This is a genomic window from Pseudomonas fitomaticsae, from assembly GCF_021018765.1.
Classification (GTDB): domain Bacteria; phylum Pseudomonadota; class Gammaproteobacteria; order Pseudomonadales; family Pseudomonadaceae; genus Aquipseudomonas; species Aquipseudomonas fitomaticsae.
In genome coordinates this window covers 529589-552743 of sequence record NZ_CP075567.1, presented here as the reverse complement: position 1 = coordinate 552743, position 23155 = coordinate 529589, and the positions used below count along the sequence as shown (strand labels likewise).

19 protein-coding genes are annotated in these 23155 nt (G+C 62.1%); 10 read left to right on the top strand and 9 right to left on the bottom strand.

Annotated features, from left to right (window positions below; genetic code table 11):
- Positions 1–232: 232 nt before the first annotated feature.
- On the top strand, positions 233–2323 hold the full coding sequence (locus KJY40_RS02440; protein WP_230734768.1) for a TonB-dependent receptor: 2091 nt from the start codon (positions 233–235) through the stop codon (positions 2321–2323).
- Positions 2324–2387: 64 nt separating this feature from the next.
- Here the strand turns inward: KJY40_RS02440 and KJY40_RS02435 are convergent, their stop codons facing one another.
- The 3 genes from KJY40_RS02435 to KJY40_RS02425 form a co-directional block, all read right to left on the bottom strand.
- Positions 2388–2600, bottom strand: a complete 213-nt coding sequence (locus tag KJY40_RS02435; RefSeq protein WP_065257771.1) for a hypothetical protein — start codon at positions 2598–2600, stop codon at positions 2388–2390.
- Positions 2601–2845: 245 nt separating this feature from the next.
- A complete protein-coding gene (gene aguA, locus KJY40_RS02430) occupies positions 2846–3952 on the bottom strand; it encodes an agmatine deiminase (RefSeq protein ID WP_007952634.1) in 1107 nt (368 codons plus the stop codon).
- Between the two features lie 179 nt (positions 3953–4131).
- A complete protein-coding gene (locus KJY40_RS02425) occupies positions 4132–7044 on the bottom strand; it encodes an aminotransferase (RefSeq protein ID WP_230734766.1) in 2913 nt (970 codons plus the stop codon).
- A gap of 179 nt (positions 7045–7223) precedes the next feature.
- Between KJY40_RS02425 and rfbC the strand changes: the two genes are divergently transcribed.
- The 4 genes from rfbC (at position 7224) to KJY40_RS02405 (ending at position 11565) form a co-directional block, all read left to right on the top strand.
- Entirely contained in the window at positions 7224–7769 is a 546-nt protein-coding gene (rfbC, locus tag KJY40_RS02420) for a dTDP-4-dehydrorhamnose 3,5-epimerase (RefSeq protein WP_230734763.1), read from the top strand.
- A 106-nt stretch (positions 7770–7875) separates the two neighbouring features.
- Positions 7876–9684 carry a sensor histidine kinase gene (locus KJY40_RS02415; RefSeq protein WP_230734761.1) on the top strand — a complete coding sequence of 603 codons (1809 nt, stop codon included), beginning with the start codon at positions 7876–7878 and terminating at the stop codon, positions 9682–9684.
- Positions 9681–11069: a sigma-54-dependent transcriptional regulator gene (locus KJY40_RS02410; protein WP_007952638.1), complete on the top strand. Its 1389-nt coding sequence runs from the start codon at positions 9681–9683 to the stop codon at positions 11067–11069. Before KJY40_RS02415 ends, KJY40_RS02410 begins: the two co-directional genes overlap by 4 nt.
- Positions 11070–11109: 40 nt before the next feature.
- Complete coding sequence (locus tag KJY40_RS02405) at positions 11110–11565, top strand: thioesterase domain-containing protein (protein ID WP_230734759.1); 456 nt, start codon at positions 11110–11112, stop codon at positions 11563–11565.
- A 31-nt stretch (positions 11566–11596) separates the two neighbouring features.
- Here the strand turns inward: KJY40_RS02405 and cysQ are convergent, their stop codons facing one another.
- Together cysQ and nudE are read right to left on the bottom strand one after the other, a co-directional pair.
- Positions 11597–12430: a 3'(2'),5'-bisphosphate nucleotidase CysQ gene (gene cysQ / locus KJY40_RS02400; protein WP_230737648.1), complete on the bottom strand. Its 834-nt coding sequence runs from the start codon at positions 12428–12430 to the stop codon at positions 11597–11599.
- Between the two features lies 1 nt (position 12431).
- A complete protein-coding gene (gene nudE, locus KJY40_RS02395) occupies positions 12432–13001 on the bottom strand; it encodes an ADP compounds hydrolase NudE (RefSeq protein ID WP_230734757.1) in 570 nt (189 codons plus the stop codon).
- Positions 13002–13089: 88 nt separating this feature from the next.
- Between nudE and yrfG the strand changes: the two genes are divergently transcribed.
- Complete coding sequence (gene yrfG, locus KJY40_RS02390) at positions 13090–13752, top strand: GMP/IMP nucleotidase (protein WP_230734755.1); 663 nt, start codon at positions 13090–13092, stop codon at positions 13750–13752.
- A 56-nt stretch (positions 13753–13808) separates the two neighbouring features.
- Here the strand turns inward: yrfG and lysM are convergent, their stop codons facing one another.
- On the bottom strand, positions 13809–14249 hold the full coding sequence (lysM, locus tag KJY40_RS02385; RefSeq protein ID WP_039764611.1) for a peptidoglycan-binding protein LysM: 441 nt from the start codon (positions 14247–14249) through the stop codon (positions 13809–13811).
- Positions 14250–14386: 137 nt separating this feature from the next.
- Here lysM and KJY40_RS02380 point away from each other — a divergent pair, with 137 nt between their 5' ends.
- From KJY40_RS02380 to KJY40_RS02365, 4 genes are all read left to right on the top strand, one after another.
- The gene (locus tag KJY40_RS02380) at positions 14387–15274 is read left to right on the top strand and encodes a LysR family transcriptional regulator (protein ID WP_230734753.1); all 888 of its coding nucleotides are present in this window, start codon (positions 14387–14389) and stop codon (positions 15272–15274) included.
- Positions 15275–15366: 92 nt separating this feature from the next.
- On the top strand, positions 15367–16206 hold the full coding sequence (gene fdhD / locus KJY40_RS02375; protein WP_230734751.1) for a formate dehydrogenase accessory sulfurtransferase FdhD: 840 nt from the start codon (positions 15367–15369) through the stop codon (positions 16204–16206).
- Positions 16203–18551 (top strand): FdhF/YdeP family oxidoreductase, encoded by a 2349-nt coding sequence (locus tag KJY40_RS02370; RefSeq protein WP_230734749.1) that lies wholly within the window; start codon positions 16203–16205, stop codon positions 18549–18551. Before fdhD ends, KJY40_RS02370 begins: the two co-directional genes overlap by 4 nt.
- A gap of 287 nt (positions 18552–18838) precedes the next feature.
- Positions 18839–19318, top strand: a complete 480-nt coding sequence (locus tag KJY40_RS02365) for a YMGG-like glycine zipper-containing protein (protein ID WP_011331978.1) — start codon at positions 18839–18841, stop codon at positions 19316–19318.
- Between the two features lie 65 nt (positions 19319–19383).
- Here the strand turns inward: KJY40_RS02365 and KJY40_RS02360 are convergent, their stop codons facing one another.
- From KJY40_RS02360 to KJY40_RS02350, 3 genes are all read right to left on the bottom strand, one after another.
- The gene (locus KJY40_RS02360) at positions 19384–19815 is read right to left on the bottom strand and encodes an acyl-CoA thioesterase (protein ID WP_230734747.1); all 432 of its coding nucleotides are present in this window, start codon (positions 19813–19815) and stop codon (positions 19384–19386) included.
- Positions 19816–19846: 31 nt separating this feature from the next.
- Complete coding sequence (locus tag KJY40_RS02355) at positions 19847–21070, bottom strand: 3-hydroxyacyl-CoA dehydrogenase (protein WP_230734745.1); 1224 nt, start codon at positions 21068–21070, stop codon at positions 19847–19849.
- A gap of 109 nt (positions 21071–21179) precedes the next feature.
- Entirely contained in the window at positions 21180–23108 is a 1929-nt protein-coding gene (locus KJY40_RS02350; RefSeq protein WP_230734743.1) for a RecQ family ATP-dependent DNA helicase, read from the bottom strand.
- Positions 23109–23155: the final 47 nt, after the last annotated feature.

The window sequence follows — 23155 nt, the reverse complement described above, 5'->3', positions numbered from 1 at the left end:
GGAAAAATGATGTCGGCACATTAGTCCCTCGATCGTTGCGGAAAAACGCCGGAATGGCTTTCAGTCTGTTTCGGCAATCGGTCAAATGCGGACTTTGTCCGATCCGACATAAACCTGAAATAAATTGACACAATCAATCCACGGAACCTTTCAGGATTAATTAACGGAAGTAAATGCAAAGCATTACCATTCGCGCGCTCGAATTCTTCCACCCTTTCGGATGCGCTTTTCAATGCCTGCCCCGTTCCGTCTCACGCCCGTCACGCTTGGGCTTTCTGCCTTTTTGTCCTCCGGTTTCGCTTACTCCGCGACCGAACTGCCCGCCACCTCAATCAGCGCCGAAAGCCAGGCCGACGACCCGCGTGTAAAGGTCAGCAACACTGCGACCCGCACCTCAACCCCTGTGCGTTACGTGCCGCAGGCGATCGACTCGGTCAAGACCGCCAACTTCGCCAACTACGGCACCAATGACCTGGGCGACGCGTTGAGCGGTATGCCCAACGTCAGCAGCGGCGGCGACACGCGCTTCGACAGCCTGCGCATCCGCGGCTTCGACGCCAGCAACGACTTCTATCTGGACGGCATCCGCGACGACAGCCAGTACAAGCGCGACCTGCACAACATCGAGCGCGTTGAAGTACTCAAGGGGCCCGCCGCTGTGCTGTACGGCCGTGGCAGCCAGGGCGGGATCGTCAACCGCGTGAGCAAGGCTCCCGAGGCCGGTCGCCGTTCGACCATCGAGGCTCAGGGTGGCAGCGAAGACCTGCGCAGCCTGTACGCCGACCTCAGCACCGACCCGAGCGACAACATCAGCCTGCGCCTGAACATGGGCAACATGGACGAAAACAGCTTCCGCGACGGCGTCAGCGGCAATCGCCAATTGTTCGCACCGTCGATGAGCTGGCAGCTCACCCCTGACCTGAACTGGCTGGTGCAATACGAATACAGCCGCTACAACCGCACACCGGATCGCGGCATTCCCGGCGTCAATGGGCGCCCGGCAGATGTCGGCCGGGACACGACCTACGGCAACGATCACGATTTCATCGACGACAAGACGCAGTCCCTGCGTTCGAAGCTGGCCTATGAAATCAACGACAACTGGCAACTGCGCCATACGCTCGGTGTGTTCAAGCTCGACAGCGATTTCGACAACACCTACCTCACCGGCTACACCCCGGCGACCAAGAAGGTCACGCGCCAGCACTGGCAGCAGGACCTGACCACCCGCAACGTGTTCAACAACGTTGAACTGGAAGGCGGATTCGAAACCTTCGGCCTCGAGCACCGCCTGCTGACCGGCCTCGAAACCGGCAGCCAGCGCCGCGACCCGACGCTTTACAACGCGGCCACTTCCGGGCGCGGCAGTTCCGCCGTGCCGGCGCTGGATCTGTACAACCCCAACCGCGACCTGCGCCACACCGGACGCATGCAGGTGTCGAGCAGCAGCCACACCGAAGTCGAAAGCCGCGCGGTCTATGTTCAGGATCAGCTGCGCCTGAACGATCAATGGCAATTGCTGGCCGGTCTGCGCTACGACACCTTCGACATCGAGTCGACCAACAAGCTGCGCAACATCTCCGAAGACCGTGACAGCCACAGCACCAGCCCGCGTTTCGGCGTGGTCTGGACGCCGCTGCAGAATCACTCGTTCTACGCCTCGTGGACCAAGACCTTCTCGCCGGTGGGCGGCGGTCTGATCGGCATCACTCCGGGCGCGGCCGGCAATACCAACAACCTGAGCCCGGAGCTGACCAAGCAGAAAGAGATCGGCGTGAAGAGCGACTGGCTCGACGATCGCCTGAGCACCACCCTCGCCGTCTATGAGCTGGAACTCTACAACCGTCGCACCACCGATCCGAACGATCCGACCCTGACCGTGCTCAGCGGCCTGCAACGCTCGCGCGGGATCGAGCTGACCGGTACCGGCAAGATCGTCGGCAACTGGTACGTGCGCGGCGGCGTCGGTGTGCAGGACGCAACCATCGAGAAGGACAACAACGGCCTGGAAGGCAAACGCGTGAACAACGTGGCCAAGCGCAACGGCAGCCTGTTCCTGACCTGGAAACCGGAAATGGGCTGGTACGCCGAAACCGGCCTGACCCTGGTCGGCCAGCGTTATGCCGACAACGCCAACACCACCGTGCTGCCGGGCTACGGCCGCTGGGACGCGCTGGTCGGCTACCGCCACAAGGATTGGGACCTGCGTGGTGCCCTGAACAACATCACCGACCGCGAGTATTACTCGTCGGCCACCAGCGCGTTCCAGATCCAGCCGGGCGCACCGCGCAGCCTGGTGGTCACCGGCACCTACAGCTTCTGATTCGCGCCCATAAAAAAAGCGCTGCCATCCCGGCAGCGCTTTTTACAATCCTTGTCTGTTCTTCTTATCCTTCCATCACATCCCACAATGCGTCCAGTTCGGCCTCGCTGAACAGGCCAGCGGGGTAACGCTCGATCATCATCCGGCGCGGATCAGGTTCCCTGATCTGACGCGTTCCATTGGACTTCAACCAGTGCGCGACAATCTGGAGCGACTCACTATTTACAGCCATGGGATGCAACGTCCGCTCGCTGATTACGTTCACTTCGGCGTTCATTTCAGCGCTCTCTCCCCGTTCATGAGCGGCTACGTTATCCAAGGTTTATGACAGAACTGTTGAAGTTCTCCCCCCTCCCTAGTGCGTCATGAGTGATACAAGAGCTATGCCAATGTCCTGAAATTGTCGACCGGCGGACATAAAGAAACCCGCAGTCCTGACGGGCTGCGGGTTTCTCTTCAAACGTGGGCAACAAGTGACCGCCCGGTCGATTTTCCAATCAACTCAAGCTGTTACATCCGCACTCACTCTTTGTGCGGCGCGGGTTGCTGTTGGGTAAGGCAGTGAATGTTGCCGCCGCCCAGTAACAGTTCGCGACCCGGCACCATCACCACTTCGTGTTGCGGGAACAGGTTCTGCAGGATTTCGCGGGCCGGGGCGTCCATCGGATCGTCGAAGCTCGGCGCGATGATGCCGCCGTTGACGATCAAGAAGTTCACGTAGGAACCGGCCAGGCGCACACTCGGATTGCGCTCCTGAGTGCCGTCCACCGGGTCCACGCCCGCGCACTCTTCTTCAGTGGCAAACAGCGGCCCCGGAATCGGCATCTTGTGCACCGTGAACGGGCGGCCCTTGGCGTCGGTGCTGCTTTCCAGCACTTTCATCGCGGCCTGACAGCGCGGGTAGTTCGGATCCTGCGGATCGTCGGTCCACGCCAGCAGCACTTCGCCCGGACGCACGTAGCAGCAGAAGTTATCCACATGGCCGTCGGTTTCGTCGTTGAACAGGCCATCCGGCAGCCAGATGATCTTGTCCACCGACAGGTTTTCGCTGAGCACCGCTTCGATCTCTTCGCGACCCAGGTGCGGGTTGCGATTGCGGTTGAGCAGGCATTCTTCGGTGGTGATCAGGGTGCCTTCGCCGTCGACGTGGATCGAACCGCCTTCGAGCACGAAGCCTTCGGTGCGGTAGCGCGGGCTGCGTTCGATTTCGAGGATCTTGCCGCCGACCTGGGAGTCGCGGTTCCACGGCGAATACAGGCCGCCATCAAAACCGCCCCAGGCGTTGAAGTCCCAGTTCACACCGCGCACTTCGCCGCTGTTGTTGATCACGAAGGTCGGACCACTGTCGCGGACCCAGGCGTCATCGCTGGACATCTCGACCACGCGGATATTCGGCACGTCGAGACGAGCACGGGCGTTTTCGTACTGGCCGGCGGACACCGCGACAGTTACCGGTTCGAAACGCGCAATAGCCTTGGCCACGGCGGCGTGAGCGGCCTGCGCTGGCTTGCCGCCCAGGCGCCAGTTGTCCGGACGCTCAGGCCAGATCATCCAGGTCTGGGTTTGCGGTGCCCATTCGGCCGGCATGTAGAAGCCATCGGCGCGTGGTGTGCTTTTCAATGTGGTCATGTCGATCAGACTCCAGGGAACCGTCGAGGTTTTTTCAACACGCCGTACAGGGTTGGACGACGGACTATGGCGACTTTATAAACGATAAATATCGGCTTTAGAAGCCATAAAGAAAAAACAATCTCAATTTAACCCGATAAATACCGATACAAATCGGCATTTGCCGGTTCCGGATCGCCTCAGAGCCCTTCTTCCAGCACCTTCGCCAGCATGTCGACGAAGAAATCCACGCTCTGACGCGAGGTGACCATCGGCGGTTTGATCTTCAGGACGTTCAGGTAATCGCCGGTCGGCTGCATGAAAATCCCCAGTTCCCGCAGGCGATCACATAGCAGCGTGGTTTCTTCGGTCGCCGGTTCCAGTGTTTGCCGATTGCGGATCAGCTCGACCCCCAGATAGAACCCGGAACCGTGCACCGCGCCGACCAACGGATATTGATCGATCAACGCCTCCAGCCGGGCCTTGAAGTGAGCGCCGACCACCTGGGCGTTTTCCCAGAGCTTTTCTTCTTCCATGACGTCGAGCACCGCCATGCCGATCTGACAGCTCACCGGACTGCCGCCGGCGGACGAGAAGAAATAGCCCTCGGCTTCCAGCGCCTCGGCGATTTCCCGGCGGGTGATCACAGCGCCCAACGGCTGGCCGTTGCCCATGCCTTTGGCCATGGTGATGATGTCCGGCACTACGCCTTGCTCTTCGAAGCCCCAGAAAAAGTGGCCCATGCGCCCGTAACCGACCTGCACCTCATCGGCGATGCACACGCCGCCCCGGGCGCGCACCATTTCATAGACCTTTTTCAGGTAACCCGGCGGCAGCGAGATCCCGCCCGCGTTGCCGTAGACCGGCTCGCAGATGAACCCGGCCAGTTGGCGTTTCTGCTCATCGATCTTCGCCAGATGATGTTCGACGCTGCGCACGTAATCCGGTGCCGAATCCGGGCCGCGAAACTCGCCGCGATAGGTGTTCGGCGCGGTCACCGCATGCACCCAGTCCGGGCGGCTGCTCAGGGCCTGCGGGTTATCGGCGATCGAGGTCGAGACCGCATCCGCGCCGACCGTCCAGCCGTGGTAGGCCTCCAGCACGCTGATCATGTCGCGCCCACCGCTGGCAGCCCACGCCAGGCGGATCGCCAGATCGTTGGCCTCGCTGCCGCTGTTGACCAGGAACACCCGATCCATGCCCTCCGGCGCCAGTTTCAGCAAGCGTTCGGAGAACTCGGCGACCGCCGCATAGTTGAACCGCGAGTTGGTGTTGAGCAGCGACCACTGCCGGCTCGCGACCGCCGCCATGCGCGGATGACCGTGCCCGAGCACCGCGACGTTGTTGAGCATGTCGAGGTAGGAGCGGCCCTGCATGTCGATCAGATGATTGCGCCAGCCGCGCTCGATGCGAGGCGGGTCGACGTAATAGTGTTTCTGGGTGCGGGCGAAACTGGCGTCGCGGCGCGCCAGCAGGGTAGCTGCGTCCAGCTCGGGTTCGGCGTCGCAAGCCAGGCCCAGCAGCGCGGCCGGTGATGGGGACAACGCCTGCCACGCCAACGCGCGCGATGGAGTACAGAACAGCGGCGCGTCAAGCTGCACGCCGCGAGTCAATTGCACGATCAACGGACCGTCCACCGAACCGAGTACCTGACCTTTGACCAGCGCTGCGCCGCCGTGCAACGAAGGTTTCACGCCCCACAGACGCAGACTCAGTTGCGGGCCGTCGAGTCGCAGCGCGCCCTCGGCCGACAGGTGAAGTACGCCAGCAAACGGCGCTTCCACCGTCGAACCCTGGGGCACGTGCAATTCGACGTGCAGCGGGAATGTCTCTGGCTCATCGGCGCTGTCAGGCCGGGTGCGCGACAACCGGTATTGCCCGTATCGACTGGCCGCCAGACCGTGGATGGCGGCGGCCTCGCTCAACAGACGCTGATCGATGCCAGACTGCTCCCAGTTGCCCGCCTCGAAGTGCGCGCTCAACACACCCAGATCGATCAACGCGAACTCGCGCCCGACCAGATCGGGCAACAACGGCGCAAAACCTTCACTGTCGATGGCCGGCAATGTCTGGCCGACTGCCGTAAGAATTGCCGCCTCCATCAGTGCCAGCGGCACCGACGTGGCGACCCGGAAGATTTCCCATTCATGGGTCAGGTTGTCGCGGCTGTAAGCATTGCCCGGATCGATGCTGACCTGTTGCTCGCCACTGAGCACCAGCACCGCCGCCCGCGCCACGATCAGCGGCCACAGCGCCAGAAGCTCTTCGTGTTGCAGCGGATTGACCGCGTGATAGGCCTGCACGGCCGGCAGGATCACGAACGGGTCGCCTGCGGCATGATGCAGCAACGCGGCGCAAGTGACCGACAGATCGGTAATGCGCCAGGTGCGCACCAGATCGCCGAAATCGATCACGCCCTGCAACTGCCAGTGCCGTCGGGCGTCACGCTGCCAGACGACGTTGTCATCGGTGATGTCCATGTGGATCGCCTGCACCGGCAGCTTTTCCAGCAACGGCTGCAAACGAAGCCTGGCCTGTTCGGCAGCCGCGGCGATCAGCACGCGCTGGCGTTCGTCATCGATCACCGGCAACAGATGTTCGATGAGAGCGCTGGCGTGGCGCGCGTCCCATTGCAACGTGCGCTCGAGTCCCGGATGGTCGAAACCGGCCAGGGCCAGATCCATTTCACCGCAGAGTCGGCCGAACCCGGCGACAACTTCATGACCAAGATGATCGAGAGCCGTCAGCGGCTGACCTTCGATGTAATCGAGCAGCCGCACATGCACCGATTCTCCACCTACGTCCAGGGTCAGCAGGTCTGCGCCGTTACTGGCCGGGATGACCCGGGGAACGTGGACATCGCTGTGTTCAGCCAGATATTTCAGGCCCGCATGCTGAGCCTGCAACTCCACCAGCGAATAGTCGCCCCGGCAGATCTTCAGCACGAACCGCCCACGCTCGCTGTCGACCCGGTAATTGAGATCCTGCTGACTGCCCAGAGCCAGTAACGTGCCGTTCAAGCCGTAATGCTGCGCCAGCAGATGCCGGGCCTGCTCCAGCGAAACCTGAGGGCTGGGCAAACTGGCGCGGTGAATCAACGTGGCGAACGACATGGAACGACCCCTGAAATTTTATTAGGCGCTTATATCGCCACTGCTTCAGGCGATAAGCAACCCCCTGCCATCTGTCTCCTTGTGCGCCGCGATGCAGACCGATTTGCAAACCGCTCTCGCACCCACCGGCACTTTGCGCAAGAATGTCGGCCATTCACACCTGCCACTGGAAAATCCTCATGAATGTAATCACCACCGACCTGCCTGGTGTCCTGATCATCGAACCCAAGGTGTTCGGTGACGAGCGCGGGTTCTTTTACGAAAGCTTCAACGCCAAGGCTTTCCAGGAAGCGACCGGCCTCGACACGCAATTTGTCCAGGACAACCACTCCCGCTCGCAGAAAGGCGTGCTGCGCGGCCTGCACTATCAGCTGGAAAATACCCAGGGCAAACTGGTTCGCGTCACCGTGGGTGAAGTGCTCGACGTCGCGGTCGATATCCGCCGCAGCTCGCCGAACTTCGGCAAGTGGGTCGCTGTGCGCCTGTCCGCCGACAACCACCGTCAACTGTGGGTACCGGAAGGTTTCGCCCACGGTTTCGTGGTGCTGAGCGAGTTCGCCGAATTCCTCTACAAGACCACCAACTACTACAACCCGTCTTCCGAGCGGAGCATTCGCTGGGACGACCCGGACCTGGGCATCGACTGGCAGCTGGACGAAGCGCCAAAACTGTCGGCCAAGGATCAGGCAGGCGCCTTCCTCAAGGACGCCGACGTTTTTTCCTGAAGTCCTGTGTGAATCTTCAGCGCTGCTGCACACCCGGCCACGGGTGCGCAGACTGCGCCTGCAAGCCTAGGCATAATGCGCCTGTACCCACAGGCGCTCGATGCTCATGACTCCGACCCTTCCCCGCCGCCCCCGCTGGCGCAGTCTTGCCCTGCTGGCCCTGTGCCTGGCACCGCTGCTGTGGCCGCTGGAACATCTGGCCGAGCGCTATTACCGCAGCGAACTGGCCGGCCAGAACCGTCAGACCCTCGACCTCTACGTCGCCAACCTGCTGGGCACGCTGCATCGCTACGAAGTGCTGCCGCAAATCCTCGGCGACCTGCCGGCCCTGCGCGCGGTACTCGGGGCCCCGGACGACGGCGTAACCCAGGGCAACGCCAACCGCCTGTTGAAAAACATCGCCGCGCAGACCGGCGCCGAAGTCATGTACCTGATGGACACCAGCGGCCAGACGCTCGCGGCGTCGAACTGGGACAAGCACGACAGTTTCGTCGGGCGCAATTTTTCTTTCCGGCCGTACTTCAGCGAAGCCATGGCCGGCCGCCTCGGGCGCTTCTTCGGTCTGGGCACCACTTCCGCCAAGCGCGGCTATTTCTTCGCCGCAGCAGTGCGCAACGGCGAAAAAATCATCGGTGTACTGGTGATCAAGGTTGACCTCGACCACACCGAAAGCCTGTGGGGCAAAACCCCGGAACAACTGCTGGTGACCGACCACAACGGCGTGGTCATCCTCACCTCGCGCCCGGAATGGCGTTTTCGCGCAACCCGCACCCTGAGCAATGCCGAGCGTGCGGCGATCACCGCCATCCAGCCCTACCCGACCCGCGAGCCACGCCCCCTGAACCTGAGCCCGACCGCATGGCTGCCGCAGACCCAGGAGATCGCGGAAACCGGCTGGAGCGTCAGCATCCTCGCCCCGCGCACGCTGATCGACCGACCGGTGCGCACAGTGGTGGCGATCGGCGGCGCCACCTTGCTGGTGGTGATGCTGTTGCTGGGCCTGATGATGCAGCGTCGTCGTCATTACCTGGAACGGATCGCCTTCGAAGCCAAGGCCCGGCGGGAGCTTGAGGGTCGGGTTGCCGAACGCACCAGCGATCTCGAAGGCCTGAACCGCCGGCTGAAACAGGAAGTGCTGGAGCGCGAACAGGCCCAGCAGGAACTGGTGCGCGCCCAGGATGATCTGGTGCAGGCCGGCAAACTGTCGGCGCTGGGGACGATGTCGGCCAGCATCAGCCACGAACTCAACCAGCCGCTGGCGGCGATCCGCAGCTACGCCGAAAACGCCGAAGTGCTGCTCGACCACGAGCGCACCGAAGACGCCCGAGGCAATCTCAAACTGATCAGCGAGCTGACCGGGCGCATGGCCTCGATCATCGCCCACCTGCGCGCCTTCGCCCGTCGCGACCGCCACGCCCCGGAAAGCGTCGCCCTGCAACCGGCGCTGGACGACGCACTCGCCTTGCTGGCCAAACGTCGCCGCAGCATGGATGTCGAGCTGATCCGCGACCTGCCCGCCGCCACATTGTGGGTCGAAGCCGGGGAAACCCGTCTGCGTCAGGTGCTGGGTAACCTGCTGGCCAACGCCCTCGACGCCCTGACCGAAAAAGGCCCGCCGCGCAAATTGTGGCTGAGTGCCGAATCCACCGACGACGGCGTCAATCTGTACATTCGCGACAATGGCCCGGGTTTTTGCATGGAAGCACTGGGCCGTGCCAGCGAACCGTTTTACACGACCAAGACCCGCACTCAGGGTCTCGGTCTGGGGTTGGCCATTTGCGAAACCCTGATGCGCGCCTTCGGCGGTGAACTGTCGTTCGCCAACCACAAGCAAGGTGGCGCCTTGATTACCCTGCGGCTGCGCGCCGGCGCACCCGGGGTCAGCCTGCAACCGTCCGAGGATCGAAGCGCATGACCATCGACAACCGCATTCAGGTGGTGCTGATCGACGACGATCCGCACCTGCGTCAGGCCTTAGGCCAGACCCTGGATCTGGCCGGCCTGAAAATTCTTCCGCTGTCCGAAGCCAAGGGCCTGGCCGCGCAACTGGAACGCGACTGGCCGGGCGTCGTGGTCAGCGACATCCGCATGCCCGGCATGGATGGCCTGGAGCTGCTGAGCGAACTGCACGCTCAGGATCCGGAGTTGCCGGTGCTGCTGATCACCGGCCACGGCGACGTGCCACTGGCCGTGCAGGCCATGCGCGCCGGTGCTTATGACTTTCTGGAAAAACCCTTCGCCAGCGACGCCCTGCTCGACAGCGTGCGCCGCGCCTTGGCCCTGCGCCGTCTGGTGCTGGACAACCGCAGCCTGCGCATGGCCCTGAGTGATCGCAACGAGCTCAGCGCGCGACTGGTCGGTCAGTCCGCGCCGATGTCGCGCCTGCGCGAGCAGATCGGCGCACTGGCGGCGACCAAGGCCGACGTGTTGATCCTCGGTGAGACCGGCGCCGGCAAGGAAGTCGTCGCCCGCGCCCTGCACGATCTGTCGAGCCGGCGTAACGGCCCGTTCGTGGCAATCAACGCCGGGGCGCTGGCCGAGTCGGTGGTCGAAAGCGAACTGTTCGGCCATGAACCCGGCGCGTTCACCGGCGCGCAAAAGCGTCGGATCGGCAAGTTCGAATTCGCCAATGGCGGCACGCTGTTCCTCGATGAAATCGAGAGCATGAGCATGGATGTGCAGGTCAAACTGCTACGCATGCTGCAGGAGCGCGTGGTCGAACGGCTGGGCGGCAATCAGTTGATCCCGCTGGACATCCGCGTCATCGCCGCCACCAAGGAAGACCTGCGCCAGGCCGCCGATCAGGGACGTTTCCGTGCCGACCTGTATTACCGCCTCAACGTGGCGCCGCTGCGCATTCCGCCACTGCGTGAACGGGGCGAAGACGCGTTGATGCTGTTCCAGCATTACGCCGACGAAGCCAGCGCCCGCCACGGTCTGCCGCCGCATGAACTGCAACCGGCACAACGGGCGTTGCTGTTGCGCCATTCCTGGCCGGGCAACGTGCGGGAATTGCAGAACGCGGCGGAGCGTTTTGCCCTCGGTCTGGAGCTGGCACTGGACAACACGCAGCCCGATGGCAGCCCCGGCACGACCGTCGAAATCACGGCGGGAGGGCTCAGCGAGCAAGTGGAAAACTTCGAGAAGTCCCTGATCGCCGCCGAACTGGCCCGCTCTCACGGTTCCGTGCGCAGCCTCGCTGAAGCTCTGGGCATTCCGCGCAAGACCCTGCACGACAAACTGCGCAAGCACGGGCTGAATTTCGCAGGCAGCGGCGGCCATTCCGACGAATCCGAATGAAACACGCTCAATTCACTTTTCTGCCGCAAGAGGCCCGGGCATGAAGCACGACAGTCATTATCTGGAATCGGTCCTTCACCACGACATCCCGCTGACCCGGGACATGGGCCTCAAGGTGCTCGACTGGCAGGAACAGCAATTGCGCCTGCACCTGCCACTGGACGCCAACGTCAATCACAAGAGCACCATGTTCGGCGGCAGCCTGTATTGCGGCGCGGTGCTGGCCGGCTGGGGCTGGCTGCACTTGCGTTTGAAAGAGGAAGGCGTCGAAGACGGGCACATCGTGATTCAGGAAGGACAGATCAGTTATCCACTGCCTGTCACCGGCGATGCCATCGCGATCTGCCCGTCACCGAGCCCTGCGGTGTGGAAGAAGTTTCTGGCAATGTATCAGCGTTACGGGCGGGCGCGACTGACGTTGCAGACGCGGGTCGTCAACGCCGGGAGCGATGAAGAGGCAGTGACCTTCAGCGGGCAGTACGTGCTGCACCGCTGAGGGCTGAGCACTCCCTGGTCTGGAAGCGCACCTATGAACGGGCCAGTTCCAGCAACTTCGAACGCCACGCCGCTTTCGCCGGCAGTGCCAGAAAGTACTCGTTGCGCAACGATTCCCTTGGTGGATAACAGAAAGCATCACCGTTCAAATCCAGAACCTCGCCGCCGGCGCCTTCCAGAACGCCCTGCGCCGCCGCCGTGTCCCACTGCGAAGTCGGCGCCAGTCGCGGATAACAATCCGCCGCACCTTCGGCCACCAGACAGAATTTCAGCGAACTGCCGATATTGGCCAGTTGCAACTCGCCAAGGCTGGCACTCAATCCCGCCAACAAACGCTCCTGCTCCGGACTCGAATGACGGCGGCTGGCGACCACGGTGAAGGCTTCGCCAGGACCGGGCACATCACGAACCTGAATCGCCATCGGCGTACCGCCCGTATCACCGCGCCAGGCACCGAGCCCCGCTCCGCCGACGTAGAAGCGACCGTTGGTCGGCATCGACACCACACCGAACACCACCCGACCATTCTCGATCAGCGCGATATTGACGGTGAATTCTTCGCTGCCGCTGATGAACTCCTTGGTGCCATCCAAAGGATCCACCAGCCACCAGCGCTGCCAGCCCGCGCGAACGCTCTGCGGGATGTTGGCGTCCTCTTCGGACAGCACCGGAATGCTCGGATCGAGCGCCGTCAGGCCGGCCACGATCACGTGGTGAGCGGCCATGTCCGCCGCCGTCACCGGCGAATCATCGGACTTGGCGGTAACCGCCACACCGGCACGCCAGAAAGGCAGGATCGCCTCACCGGCTCGCAGGGCCAGCTCGACCACCGGCGCCATCAACGGATGGGGAAAATTCATCGATATCTCACTCATGACTGAAAAATCCGCGCTGGGTCAGCAGGTCGCGGGTCAGGTACAACGCCGCCAGGGCGCGCCCTTCACTGAAATTCGGATTCTGCGCCAGCGTCGACAGCTCCCGCAGGTTGACCTTGTCCACACGCATAGGCTCGGGTTCATCGCCTTCGAGGCGTTCTTCGTACAGGTCAGTGGCCAACACCACCTGGATCTTCTGGCTCATGTAACCGGGGGACAACGACAGCTCGGTCAGATGCTCCAGTTGTCGCGCGCCGTAACCGGCTTCTTCCTTGAGCTCGCGCTCGGCGGCGGCCAGCACATCCTCGCCGGGTTCGATCAGGCCTTTGGGCAGCGACAGTTCGTACTCGTCGGTACCGCCGCAATACTCCTCGACCAGCACCGCGTGCTCGGCATCGAGCATCGCCACGATCATGACCGCGCCGTAGCCGGCGCCCTTGCCGACCAGCCGCTCGTAGGTGCGTTCCACGCCGTTGGAGAAACGCAGCTTCAGCTCTTCGACGCAGAACAGCCGGCTGGTGGCGACGATCTCGCGGGCGAGTACGGTGGGTTTCTGGCGCATGCAAAGCTCCTTGGCGTGAACGCGCTACTATAACGCGGCTTTTCCGATTGTTTGCGTCGGATATCCTTCTACCGCTCGAGACGTTGCCATGCCTTCATTACCCTGGTCCGACATCGATACCGTTCTGCTGGACATGGACGGCACGTTGCTCGACCTGCACTTCGACAACCACTTCTGGCTGGAACACCTGCCGCAGCGCTACGCCGAACTGCATGGCGTGAGCCGGGCCATGGCGCAAATGGAATTGCAGCCGCTGTTCGAGCGCCATGCCGGTCAGTTGCAGTGGTACTGCCTGGACTTCTGGAGCGCGGAACTGAAGCTGTCGGTGCGTGAACTGAAACTGGAAACCGCCCACCTGATCGCCCTGCGCCCGGACGCCGACACCTTTCTGGAGGCGATCAAGCGAGCCGGCAAACGCGTGGTGATGATCACCAACGCGCACCGCGATTCACTGTCGCTGAAACTGGAACGAATCGAACTGGCGCCGTACTTCGAACGGCTGATCAGCTCCCACGATTACGGTTTCCCCAAGGAGAACCCGCAATTCTGGGACGCCCTGCAGGCCGACATCGGTTTTGACCCGGCACGCAGCCTGTTCATCGACGATACCTTGCCAATCCTGCGCAGTGCGCGGAATTTCGGCGTGGCGCATCTGTTGGCCGTGAAAGAGCCGGACAGCCGCAAAGGGCCCAAGGACACCGGGGAGTTTGCGGCGGTCGAGGATTATCGGGATTTGATTGCCGGGCTCTGATTGCCGGGATCCGAAGACTGCAGGAGCCGCCAGCGGCTGCTCCCGCAGGCGTGTTGTTACTCGGGAATACGCAGCGTCTGCCCCGGATAAATCTTGTCCGGGTGTGACAGCAGTGGCTTGTTGGCCTCGAAGATTTTGTTGTACTGGTTGGCGTTGCCATACACCGCCAGGGAAATCGCGCTGAGGGTGTCGCCCTTCTTCACGACCACAAAACGCGCCGCCGCCACCACCGGCCCGGTCACGGTGATCTGGTCATCGACGCTGCCGACACCGGCAATGTTGCCCACTGCCAGAAGAATCTTCTCTTTCTCTTCCTGGCTCGCCACTTCACCGGTCACCGTCACCTTGTCACCGTCCACGGTCGCCTGGACATTCGGGTTACCCAGCCCGACCTTGCTGATGTGCTCCTTCAATTGCTCGCTGGCATTGGCGTTGCCGGGGGTCAACAGGTCTAGCAACTTCTCACCGGCCTCTTTCACAAAGCTCAAAAGACTCATAGCGCACACTCCTTGATTTAAGTTCCAGACGCCCAAGCCTAGACCACGCCGGACAAACCCGGTTCCGGCCCGACCAATGACCCTGCCCCCGCGCAAGCGGTAGAATCGCCCACCCTTGCCAGCGCCCCGGAGCGAAGATGGACATCAAGCAGCTGAAATTCCTCATCGCCCTCGACGAAACCCGCCATTTCGGCCAGGCCGCTGCCCGCTGCCACATCACCCAGCCGACCTTGTCGATGCGCCTGCGCAGCCTCGAGGAAGAACTCGACCTGCCACTGGTCAACCGTGGCCAGCGCTTCGAAGGTTTCACCGCGCCGGGCGAACGGGTGCTGGCCTGGGCGCGCACCGTGCTGGCGGCCTACGACGGCTTACAGGCGGAAGCGGCGGCCTGTCGCGGCAACCTGATCGGCACCCTGCGGCTGGGCGTGGTGCCGTTGTCGAGTTTCGATGCGCTGCCGTTGATGCAACGCCTTCATGCGCAACACCCGAACCTGCGCTTCGAACTGTCCTCGCTGAGTTCGGAACAGGTTCTGGAGCAACTGGCGAACAACCGCATCGACATTGGTGTGTCCTACCTGGATCGCCTCGACGGCGAGCGTTTCGAATCCCTGGCCTTCAGTGAAACGCAGATGGGTCTGCTCTACGACCAGCGGTTCTTCAGCTTTGGCGAAGCGCCGCTGAGTTGGGAATCACTGATCGAACTGCCCCTGGGCATGCTCACAAGCGGCATGCACTTTCGCCAGTCCATCGACCATAACTTCCACAGTCGTGGCCTGACCCCACTACCCTTGCTGCAAACCGACGCCGTTCACCAATTGTTGCAAGCGGTGCACGGCGGCCTGTGCTGCGCGGTGATGCCACTGGATGGCGGCCTGGAAAACCTCACGGATAACCTGCGCCTGCAACCCATCGAAAACGCTCAGACCCTCGCCCGACTGGGCCTGATCATGCGTCGCGGCGCCCCGCGCTCGGCGTTGGCCGAGGCCTGTTTCGCGCTCTATCAAAAATCACCAACGGACGCTTGATCGACGGCATCTATCGAAGGATCGACACTAGCGATTAGACGCGACAACTTGCCGCGCCTAGTCTTAACGTTGATCAATCCGTCGGTGATGCCATGAACGCCAAGCGCCCGGCCTGCGCGGCGCCTGCTCTCGAAACGCCCGCGCCTGCCGCCAGTCAGACCTACAGCTACAGCGATCTCCCCCTCGCGGAATCGGCCAGCACCGCGCTGGCCGAAGAAGTCGCGTTGGCGATTGCCTATAACGGCATCAGCCAGGCTGTGATGCTGGTCACCCCGACCGACCTTGAAGACTTCATCGTCGGTTTCAGCCTCGGCAGCGGCATCATCGAAGACGCCTCGGACATTTACGACCTGCAACTGACCGGCTCGGGCTCGGCGCAATACGCGCAAGTGACCATCGCCAACCGCGCCTTCTGGAACCTCAAACAGCAGCGTCGGCAACTGGCCGGCACCAGCGGCTGCGGGTTATGTGGTGTCGAAGCGGTGGAGCAGGCGCTGCCTGATCTCAAGGTTTTGCCCGGCGCCCCTTTGCCGCCCATCGAATGGCTCGACGGTCTGCGTCAGCGCATCGGCGCGTTCCAGCCGCTGGGCCAGCACTGCGGTGCGGTGCATGCGGCGGTGTTCATGAACGCCAGCGGTGAATTGCTGCTGGGTCGCGAAGACATCGGCCGGCACAACGCCCTCGACAAGCTGATCGGCGGCCTGATCCGGCAAAAGATATCCACAACCGGCGGCCTGGCGATTGTCACCAGCCGTTGCAGCCTCGAATTGATCCAGAAAGTTTTGCGGGCCGGGATTCAAACCCTGGTCAGCCTGTCCGCGCCCACCGGCCTCGCCGTGCAATGGGCCCGACGCCACAACCTCAATCTCATCCACCTGCCGCAGAAAAATGCGCCGCGGGTGTATAGCCCAGAAATGGAGAAACACCCGTGAGCCAACACCATCAAGCCGACCAGAAACCTGTCCCGCGTTACAAGCCTTACAAGGGCGCAGCCGGCGGCTGGGGCGCACTGATCAGCGTGGCCCAGGCCTGGTTGACCAGCGACAACGCGCTGAAGAACCTGCGCATGATGCTCAAGACCAACCAGAACGGCGGCTTCGACTGCCCGGGTTGCGCCTGGGGCGACTCGCCGGAAAGCGGCATGGTCAAGTTCTGCGAGAACGGCGCCAAAGCGGTGAACTGGGAAGCGACCAAGCGTCGGGTGGACGGCAAATTCTTCGCCAAGCACAGCGTCACCGCGTTGCTGGAACAGAGCGACTATTGGCTCGAGTATCAGGGTCGCCTGACCGAGCCAGTTGTATATGACGCCGAAACCGATCGCTACAAGCCGATCAGCTGGGACGATGCCTACGCGCTGATCGGCAAACACCTGCAAGCGCTGTCGAGTCCGGATCAGGCCGAGTTCTACACCTCGGGCCGCGCCAGCAACGAAGCGGCGTACCTGTATCAATTGTTCGTGCGCGCCTTCGGCACCAACAACTTCCCCGACTGCTCGAACATGTGTCACGAGGCCAGTGGTGTTGCGCTCGCGCAGAGTGTCGGCGTCGGCAAAGGCACCGTGACCTTCGATGATTTCGAACACGCCGATGCGATTTTCGTCTGGGGCCAGAACCCCGGCACCAACCACCCGCGCATGCTCGAACCCCTGCGTGAAGCGGTGAAACGTGGCGCTCAGGTGGTGTGCATCAATCCGCTGAAAGAACGCGGCCTGGAACGCTTCCAGCATCCGCAGCATCCGATCGAAATGCTCACCAACGGCGACAAGCCGACCAACACCGCGTATTTCCGCCCGGCGCTGGGTGGCGACATGGCGGTACTGCGCGGCATGGCCAAATTCCTGCTGCAATGGGAGCGGGATGCGCAGAAGGCCGGTGCGCCAGCAGTGTTCGATCACGACTTCCTCAATGAACACAGCGTCAACGTGCTCGAGTACCTCGGTGTCGTCGATGACACGCCGTGGGAGCAGATCGTCGCGCAGTCCGGCCTGACCCTGGTGGAAATCGAGCAAGCGGCGCGCATGTACACCAAAGGCAAGAACGTGATCATGTGCTGGGCGATGGGCATCACCCAGCATCGTCACTCGGTGCCGACCATCCAGGAAATCGCCAACCTGATGCTGCTGCGCGGCAACATCGGCAAACCCGGCGCCGGTCTGTGCCCGGTGCGCGGCCACAGTAACGTGCAGGGCGACCGCACCATGGGCATCAACGAGCGTCCGCCGGTGGCGTTCCTCGATTCCCTGGAGCGCCGCTTCCAGTTCAAGGTGCCCCGTCACAACGGGCACAACGTGGTCGAAGCGATTCACGCGATGGCCGAAGGTCGCGCCAAGGTGTTCATCGGTCTGGGCGGCAACTTCGCTCAGGCTACGCCGGACAGCCCGCGCACCTTCCAGGCCCTGAGCAACTGTGACCTGACCGTACAAATCAGCACCAAGCTCAACCGCAGCCACCTGGCTCACGGCAAGGATGCGTTGATCCTGCCGTGCCTGGGCCGTACCGACATCGATATCCAGACCGAGGGCCCGCAAGCCGTCACCGTGGAAGACTCGTTCAGCATGGTGCACGCCTCCAACGGACAGTTGCAGCCGCTGTCGAACCAGATGCGCTCGGAGCCGTCGATCATCGCCGGCATCGCCGCCGCGACCCTGGGCAGCAAACCGGTGGACTGGAACTGGCTGGTGGCCGACTACCGGCGCATCCGCGAACTGATCGCCGACACCATTCCGGGCTTCAAGGACTTCAACGAGAAGGTCAAGAACCCGGGCGGTTTCTACCTCGGCAACAGCGCCGGCGCGCGCAAGTGGAACACCACGTCCGGCCGGGCCAACTTCAAGCCGAACATGCTGCCCAAGGACCTGATCCACGAGCGCACTCGCGCCACCGGCAAACTGCCGGACCTGATCCTGCAATCGATGCGCTCCCACGATCAGTACAACACCACGATTTATGGTCTCGACGATCGTTATCGCGGGGTGAAGGGGCAACGTGATGTGCTGTTCGCCAACGAGGCGGACATCATTCGTCTGGGCTTCAAGCCGGGGCAAAAGGCTGACATCGTGTCGCTGTGGGACGACGGCCGTGAACGTCGGGTGAAGGGCTTCACGCTGCTGGCGTTCGATATTCCGGCGGGACAGGCGGCGGCTTATTACCCTGAGGTGAACCCGTTGGTGCCGCTGGAAAGCACCGGCGATGGCAGCCATACGCCGACGTCGAAGTTCATTGCCATTCGCCTGGAAGCGGCGAGCGAAACGGGACTGATCATGGCCAAATCGGCCTGATCTGATTGCTCCCACGCTCTGCGTGGGAGCGCAGCCAAGGACGCTCCGCGTCCGAAAATCAGACTCGATACATCTCGCAGACACTTTTCAAACGCCCACAAAAAAGGCCGCCTTGTGATCAAAGCGGCCTGTCCGAAGTAGCTAAAGACCGGCGAAAAACCGTTAAGTTCCGCCCAAAAATCAGTAAGTTGCAGAATTGTATACAGGTCGTGCTATTCGTCGGATTTCGATTGTCACGCCCATTCCAGAGCCTCAGGATCGCGCCGTCATCCCTTTGAGGCTCCTCTATGAAGTTCTCCTCGATTCTCTTGTTGTCCCTTGGCCTGGTCAGTGGCTTCGCTTCTGCCGGAGGCACCACCGAAGCAGGTGTGGGCGGCGCATTGGGCGGGGTTCTTGGCTCGGTCGTCGGTCAATCCTTAGGCGGCAGTACAGGTTCAACCATTGGCGCGGCCCTGGGCGGCGCGGGTGGTAGTGCGGTCGGCGCCGACAAGCGCAGCCGTGGCGAAGCGGCCATCGGCGGTGCGCTGGGCGCAGCCGGCGGCAACGTGGTAGGCCGCAGCATGGGCGGCACCACCGGCAGCCTGATCGGCGCAGCAGCCGGCGGCGGCGCGGGTGGCGCACTGGGCAACTACATGGGCAACAAGAGCGATGACGATGATCGTCATTACGATCGTCGCCATGATGATCGTCGCTACTACCGTGACCGTCACCCAGGTCGTGGTCATGCCTATGGCCATCGCAAGCACCACCGCTACTATCGCGACTGAGGCCAGGCCTCGTTAGCCGATACACCCAGATCGCAGCTCCCCCGGGCTGCGATTTTTTTTGCCCGTCATACCGTCAGGCGTTCCAGCGCATCGCGCAATGGGGCCGGAATCGACACCGGCTGATTGGATGCCCGGTCGACGAATACATGCACGAAACGCCCGGCGGCACAGGCCTCATCCTCTCCGGCCTTGAACACCGCCAGTTCGTATTGCACCGAACTATTGCCCAGCTTGCCGACCCGCAGACCAATCTCGATTCGATCCGGAAAAGCGATCGACGCGAAATAGTCGCAGGACGAACTCACCACAAACCCCACCACCTCGCCGTCATGGATATCCAGACCTCCGACCTGGATCAGGTAGGTGTTCACCGCCGTGTCGAAGAAGCTGTAATAGGTGACGTTGTTGACGTGGCCGTAGGCGTCGTTGTCATGCCAGCGCGTGGTGATCGGCTGGAAATGCGGGTAATCGCTGCGTTGAGGCATCGGGTTGGACATCAGTGTCGATTCCTGGAGTGATCTGCCCAGTCTAAAGGTAAAAACCCTTGCCTCGCGCCGCCAACTCGCCGATCAATTGCGCCGGTCGCCAGTGATCGCCTTGCCGGGTCTCCAGCGCCAGCAATCGTTTGTGAATGTCGGCCAGCCCCTGATCGTCCGCCCAGGCCATCGGACCGCCCCGCTCCGCCGGGAAACCGTAGCCATTCAGATAGACCTGATCGATGTCATGTGCCGACTCGGCAATCCCTTCTTGCAGGATCTTCGCGCCCTCGTTGACCAACGCCAGCAGGCACCGCTCGAGAATCTCCTCCGAGCCGATATCCCGCCGATGAAACCCCAACCCTTCGCTGACGTTCAACACCAGCGCATCGACCTCGGGATCGTGCTCGGCCTGACGGCTACCCGGCTCGTAGTGGTAATAACCATTGCCGGACTTCTGACCGAAGCGGCCCAGTTCGCACAAGCGGTTATCCACCTGGACCTCCGGTGCGTCCTGCCCCTTGCCAGCCAGCTCGCGAGCACGCCACTCGAGGTCGATGCCGACCACGTCGTACATGCGAAACGGCCCCATGGCAAAACCGAAGCTCTGCAACGCCGCATCGACCTGATGTGGATACGCCCCTTCAAGCAACATCTTGCGTGCTTCGAGCACATACGGATGCAGCATGCGGTTGCCGATAAAACCGTGGCAGTTGCCCGACACCACACTGACTTTGCCCATGCGCTTGCCCAACTCAAGCGCAGCCTCAAGCACGGCCGGTGAGGTCTGCGCGCCACGGACGATTTCCAGCAACTTCATGATGTGCGCCGGGCTGAAAAAATGCAGGCCCAGCACTTGAGTCGGGCGTCGTGTCGCGGCGGCAATGGCGTCGATGTCCAGCGCCGAAGTATTGCTCGCCAGCAGCGCCTCGGGCTTCAGCACGCCATCGAGCTCACGAAAGATCTTCTGCTTGAGCTCAAGATTCTCGTACACCGCTTCGATCACCAGGTCGACATTGCGGATCGCCACATAGTCCGCCGCCGCACTGACACGGGCGATCCGGGCATCGGCCTCGGCCTGATCGATCCGTCCCTGTCGCACGTTGTGCGCGTAGGTATCGGCCACGGTGGCCAGCGCCTGCTCGAGCATCTGTGGATTGTTATCGACCCACTGCACTGACACGCCGGCGTTGGCCAGGCACATGACGATGCCGCGGCCCATGGTGCCGGCGCCGATCACGGCGGCCTGCTGAATAGCGAAGGATGTCTGGCTCATGTTGTTCTCTTGTTGGCGATCCGAAGACAGCCATCACCATAGTCAGCCACCGGGCATTTTTGAAGTTCATTGCCGTGATGATCGACATTCAGCAGATGGATTCGAAACCTCAAAGATGCGCCTGAGCCCAGGCCCGAACCTCGGCGTAGGGATACTCCTCCAGCGCCGCAAACCCGGAAATGGCCCGGGCCTTGAGCCTGGTAAACAACGGCACGCTGATTCCGCACAGAAACCGGGTCAATCGCTCCGCCGACGGAGCACTGCCGGCATGCTGCTGATGCCTGTGGATAAAATCGCCACACAACGCAGAAAAATTTTTATCCACAAGCGCCGGCAATTCCGGAGGTGCCGGCAGCCGCGCGACTTGCCCGTGACACACCGAGCAATGTCCGCACTGCTGCGGCGCATTGTGATCGCCGAAATATTCGGCCAGCCGATATCCGAGGCATCGCTCGGTGGCGAACAGCTCGAGCATGGCGTGAATCCGCGCCACTTCGGTTTGCTCATGGCGGGTGAAATACTCATGCAGTTCAGCACTCAGGGCCTGGGTGTCGAAATCGCCGCGCAGGACGTTGTAGACCTCGGTCATTTGCTTGCTCTCAAGCTCGACCCAGCCCTTTTCCTGAAAGTAATCCAGCGCCTTCACCACCCGAATGCGCTCGGCGGAATACTGCTCGTACATCGCCTCGAAATTCACCGTGGCCCAAGTGCGCGCGCGGCTTGAGGTCTGGATGATCGCGGTAACGAAATCCTTTCGCTCGCCCTCGAAACGCTCAAGCAACGCCTCGGGCTCCAGCAAGTATTTGAAACGGTATTCGGCGTAGTACGCGTAGCGCGGGGCAATGAGCCCTCGCAGCTCCAGCTGCACCAGCAACGTCTTCAAAGGCAACGAACGAATGTTGCTCTGGTCCGCCAGCGGCCCGAGCAGAAATTCCCATTGGCCTTCGGGCGCGGCGGCCTGCAACTCGTCGAGCACGTGACGAATGCCGTCCTGTTCCGGCGTGTCGCCATACACGAAGTTTTCCAGCACGTTGAGGCTGTCGCGGTTGGCCAGCACCAGGCAGTCGGACGGCTGCCCGTCACGCCCGGCGCGACCGATTTCCTGGCTGTAGTTTTCGATGGATTTGGGCAGGTCGAAATGCACCACATTGCGAATGTCGCTCTTGTCGATGCCCATGCCGAAGGCGATGGTGGCGACGATGCAATTGGACTGCCCGCCCATGAAACGCTTCTGGATCGCGACCCGTTGCTCATGGGGCAAACCGGCGTGATAAGCCTCGGCCTGAATGCCATTGCGCTCAAGGTGTTCGGCGATGTGCTCGGCGGTTTTCTGCAGAGTGACGTAGACGATGCTCGGCTGACCGGCGCGCTCGCTCATCCACTCCACCAGCCGTCGGCGCTTGTCCTGCCCTCGCACCGGCTCGACCAGCAGATTGAGGTTGGGCCGATAGAAACCGGTGGTCACCACATCTTCTGCCGCGATGGCGAATTTCGCCTGCATGTCGGCGATGACCTTCGGCGTTGCCGTGGCGGTCAGAAGCAAGCTTTGCGGGATGTTGAACTGGCGCTGGTAGTCCGGCAGCTTGAGGTAGTCGGGGCGAAAGTTGTGGCCCCACTCGGAGATGCAGTGCGCCTCGTCCACCACCAGCAGCGAGATCGGCACCTGCTGCAAAAAGTTGCGAAAGCGCTCGTTCTTCAAGCGCTCCACGGAAATCATCAGGATCTTCAGTTCGCCCGAACGGGCGCGGGCCATCACATCATTGGCATCCTCGCGGCTCTGCGCCGAATCGATGCTGCCTGCCGAAATCCCGTGTCGTCGCAAGAACTCGAGTTGATCCTGCATCAGCGCCAGCAGCGGCGAGACCACCAGCGTCAGGTGTGGCAGCAGGAGTGCCGGCACCTGGTAACAAAGGGATTTTCCGGAGCCGGTGGGAAATATCGCAGCAGCCGAGCGCCCGGCAAGCACGGCGCTGATTGCCGCTTCCTGACCGGGTCGAAACTGTGGATAACCGAAAACCTGTTCCAGGGTGTTGTGCATTCGCTGTCACTCCGTTGACCGCTGTGATGCCAACAGCCTAGCGGGCG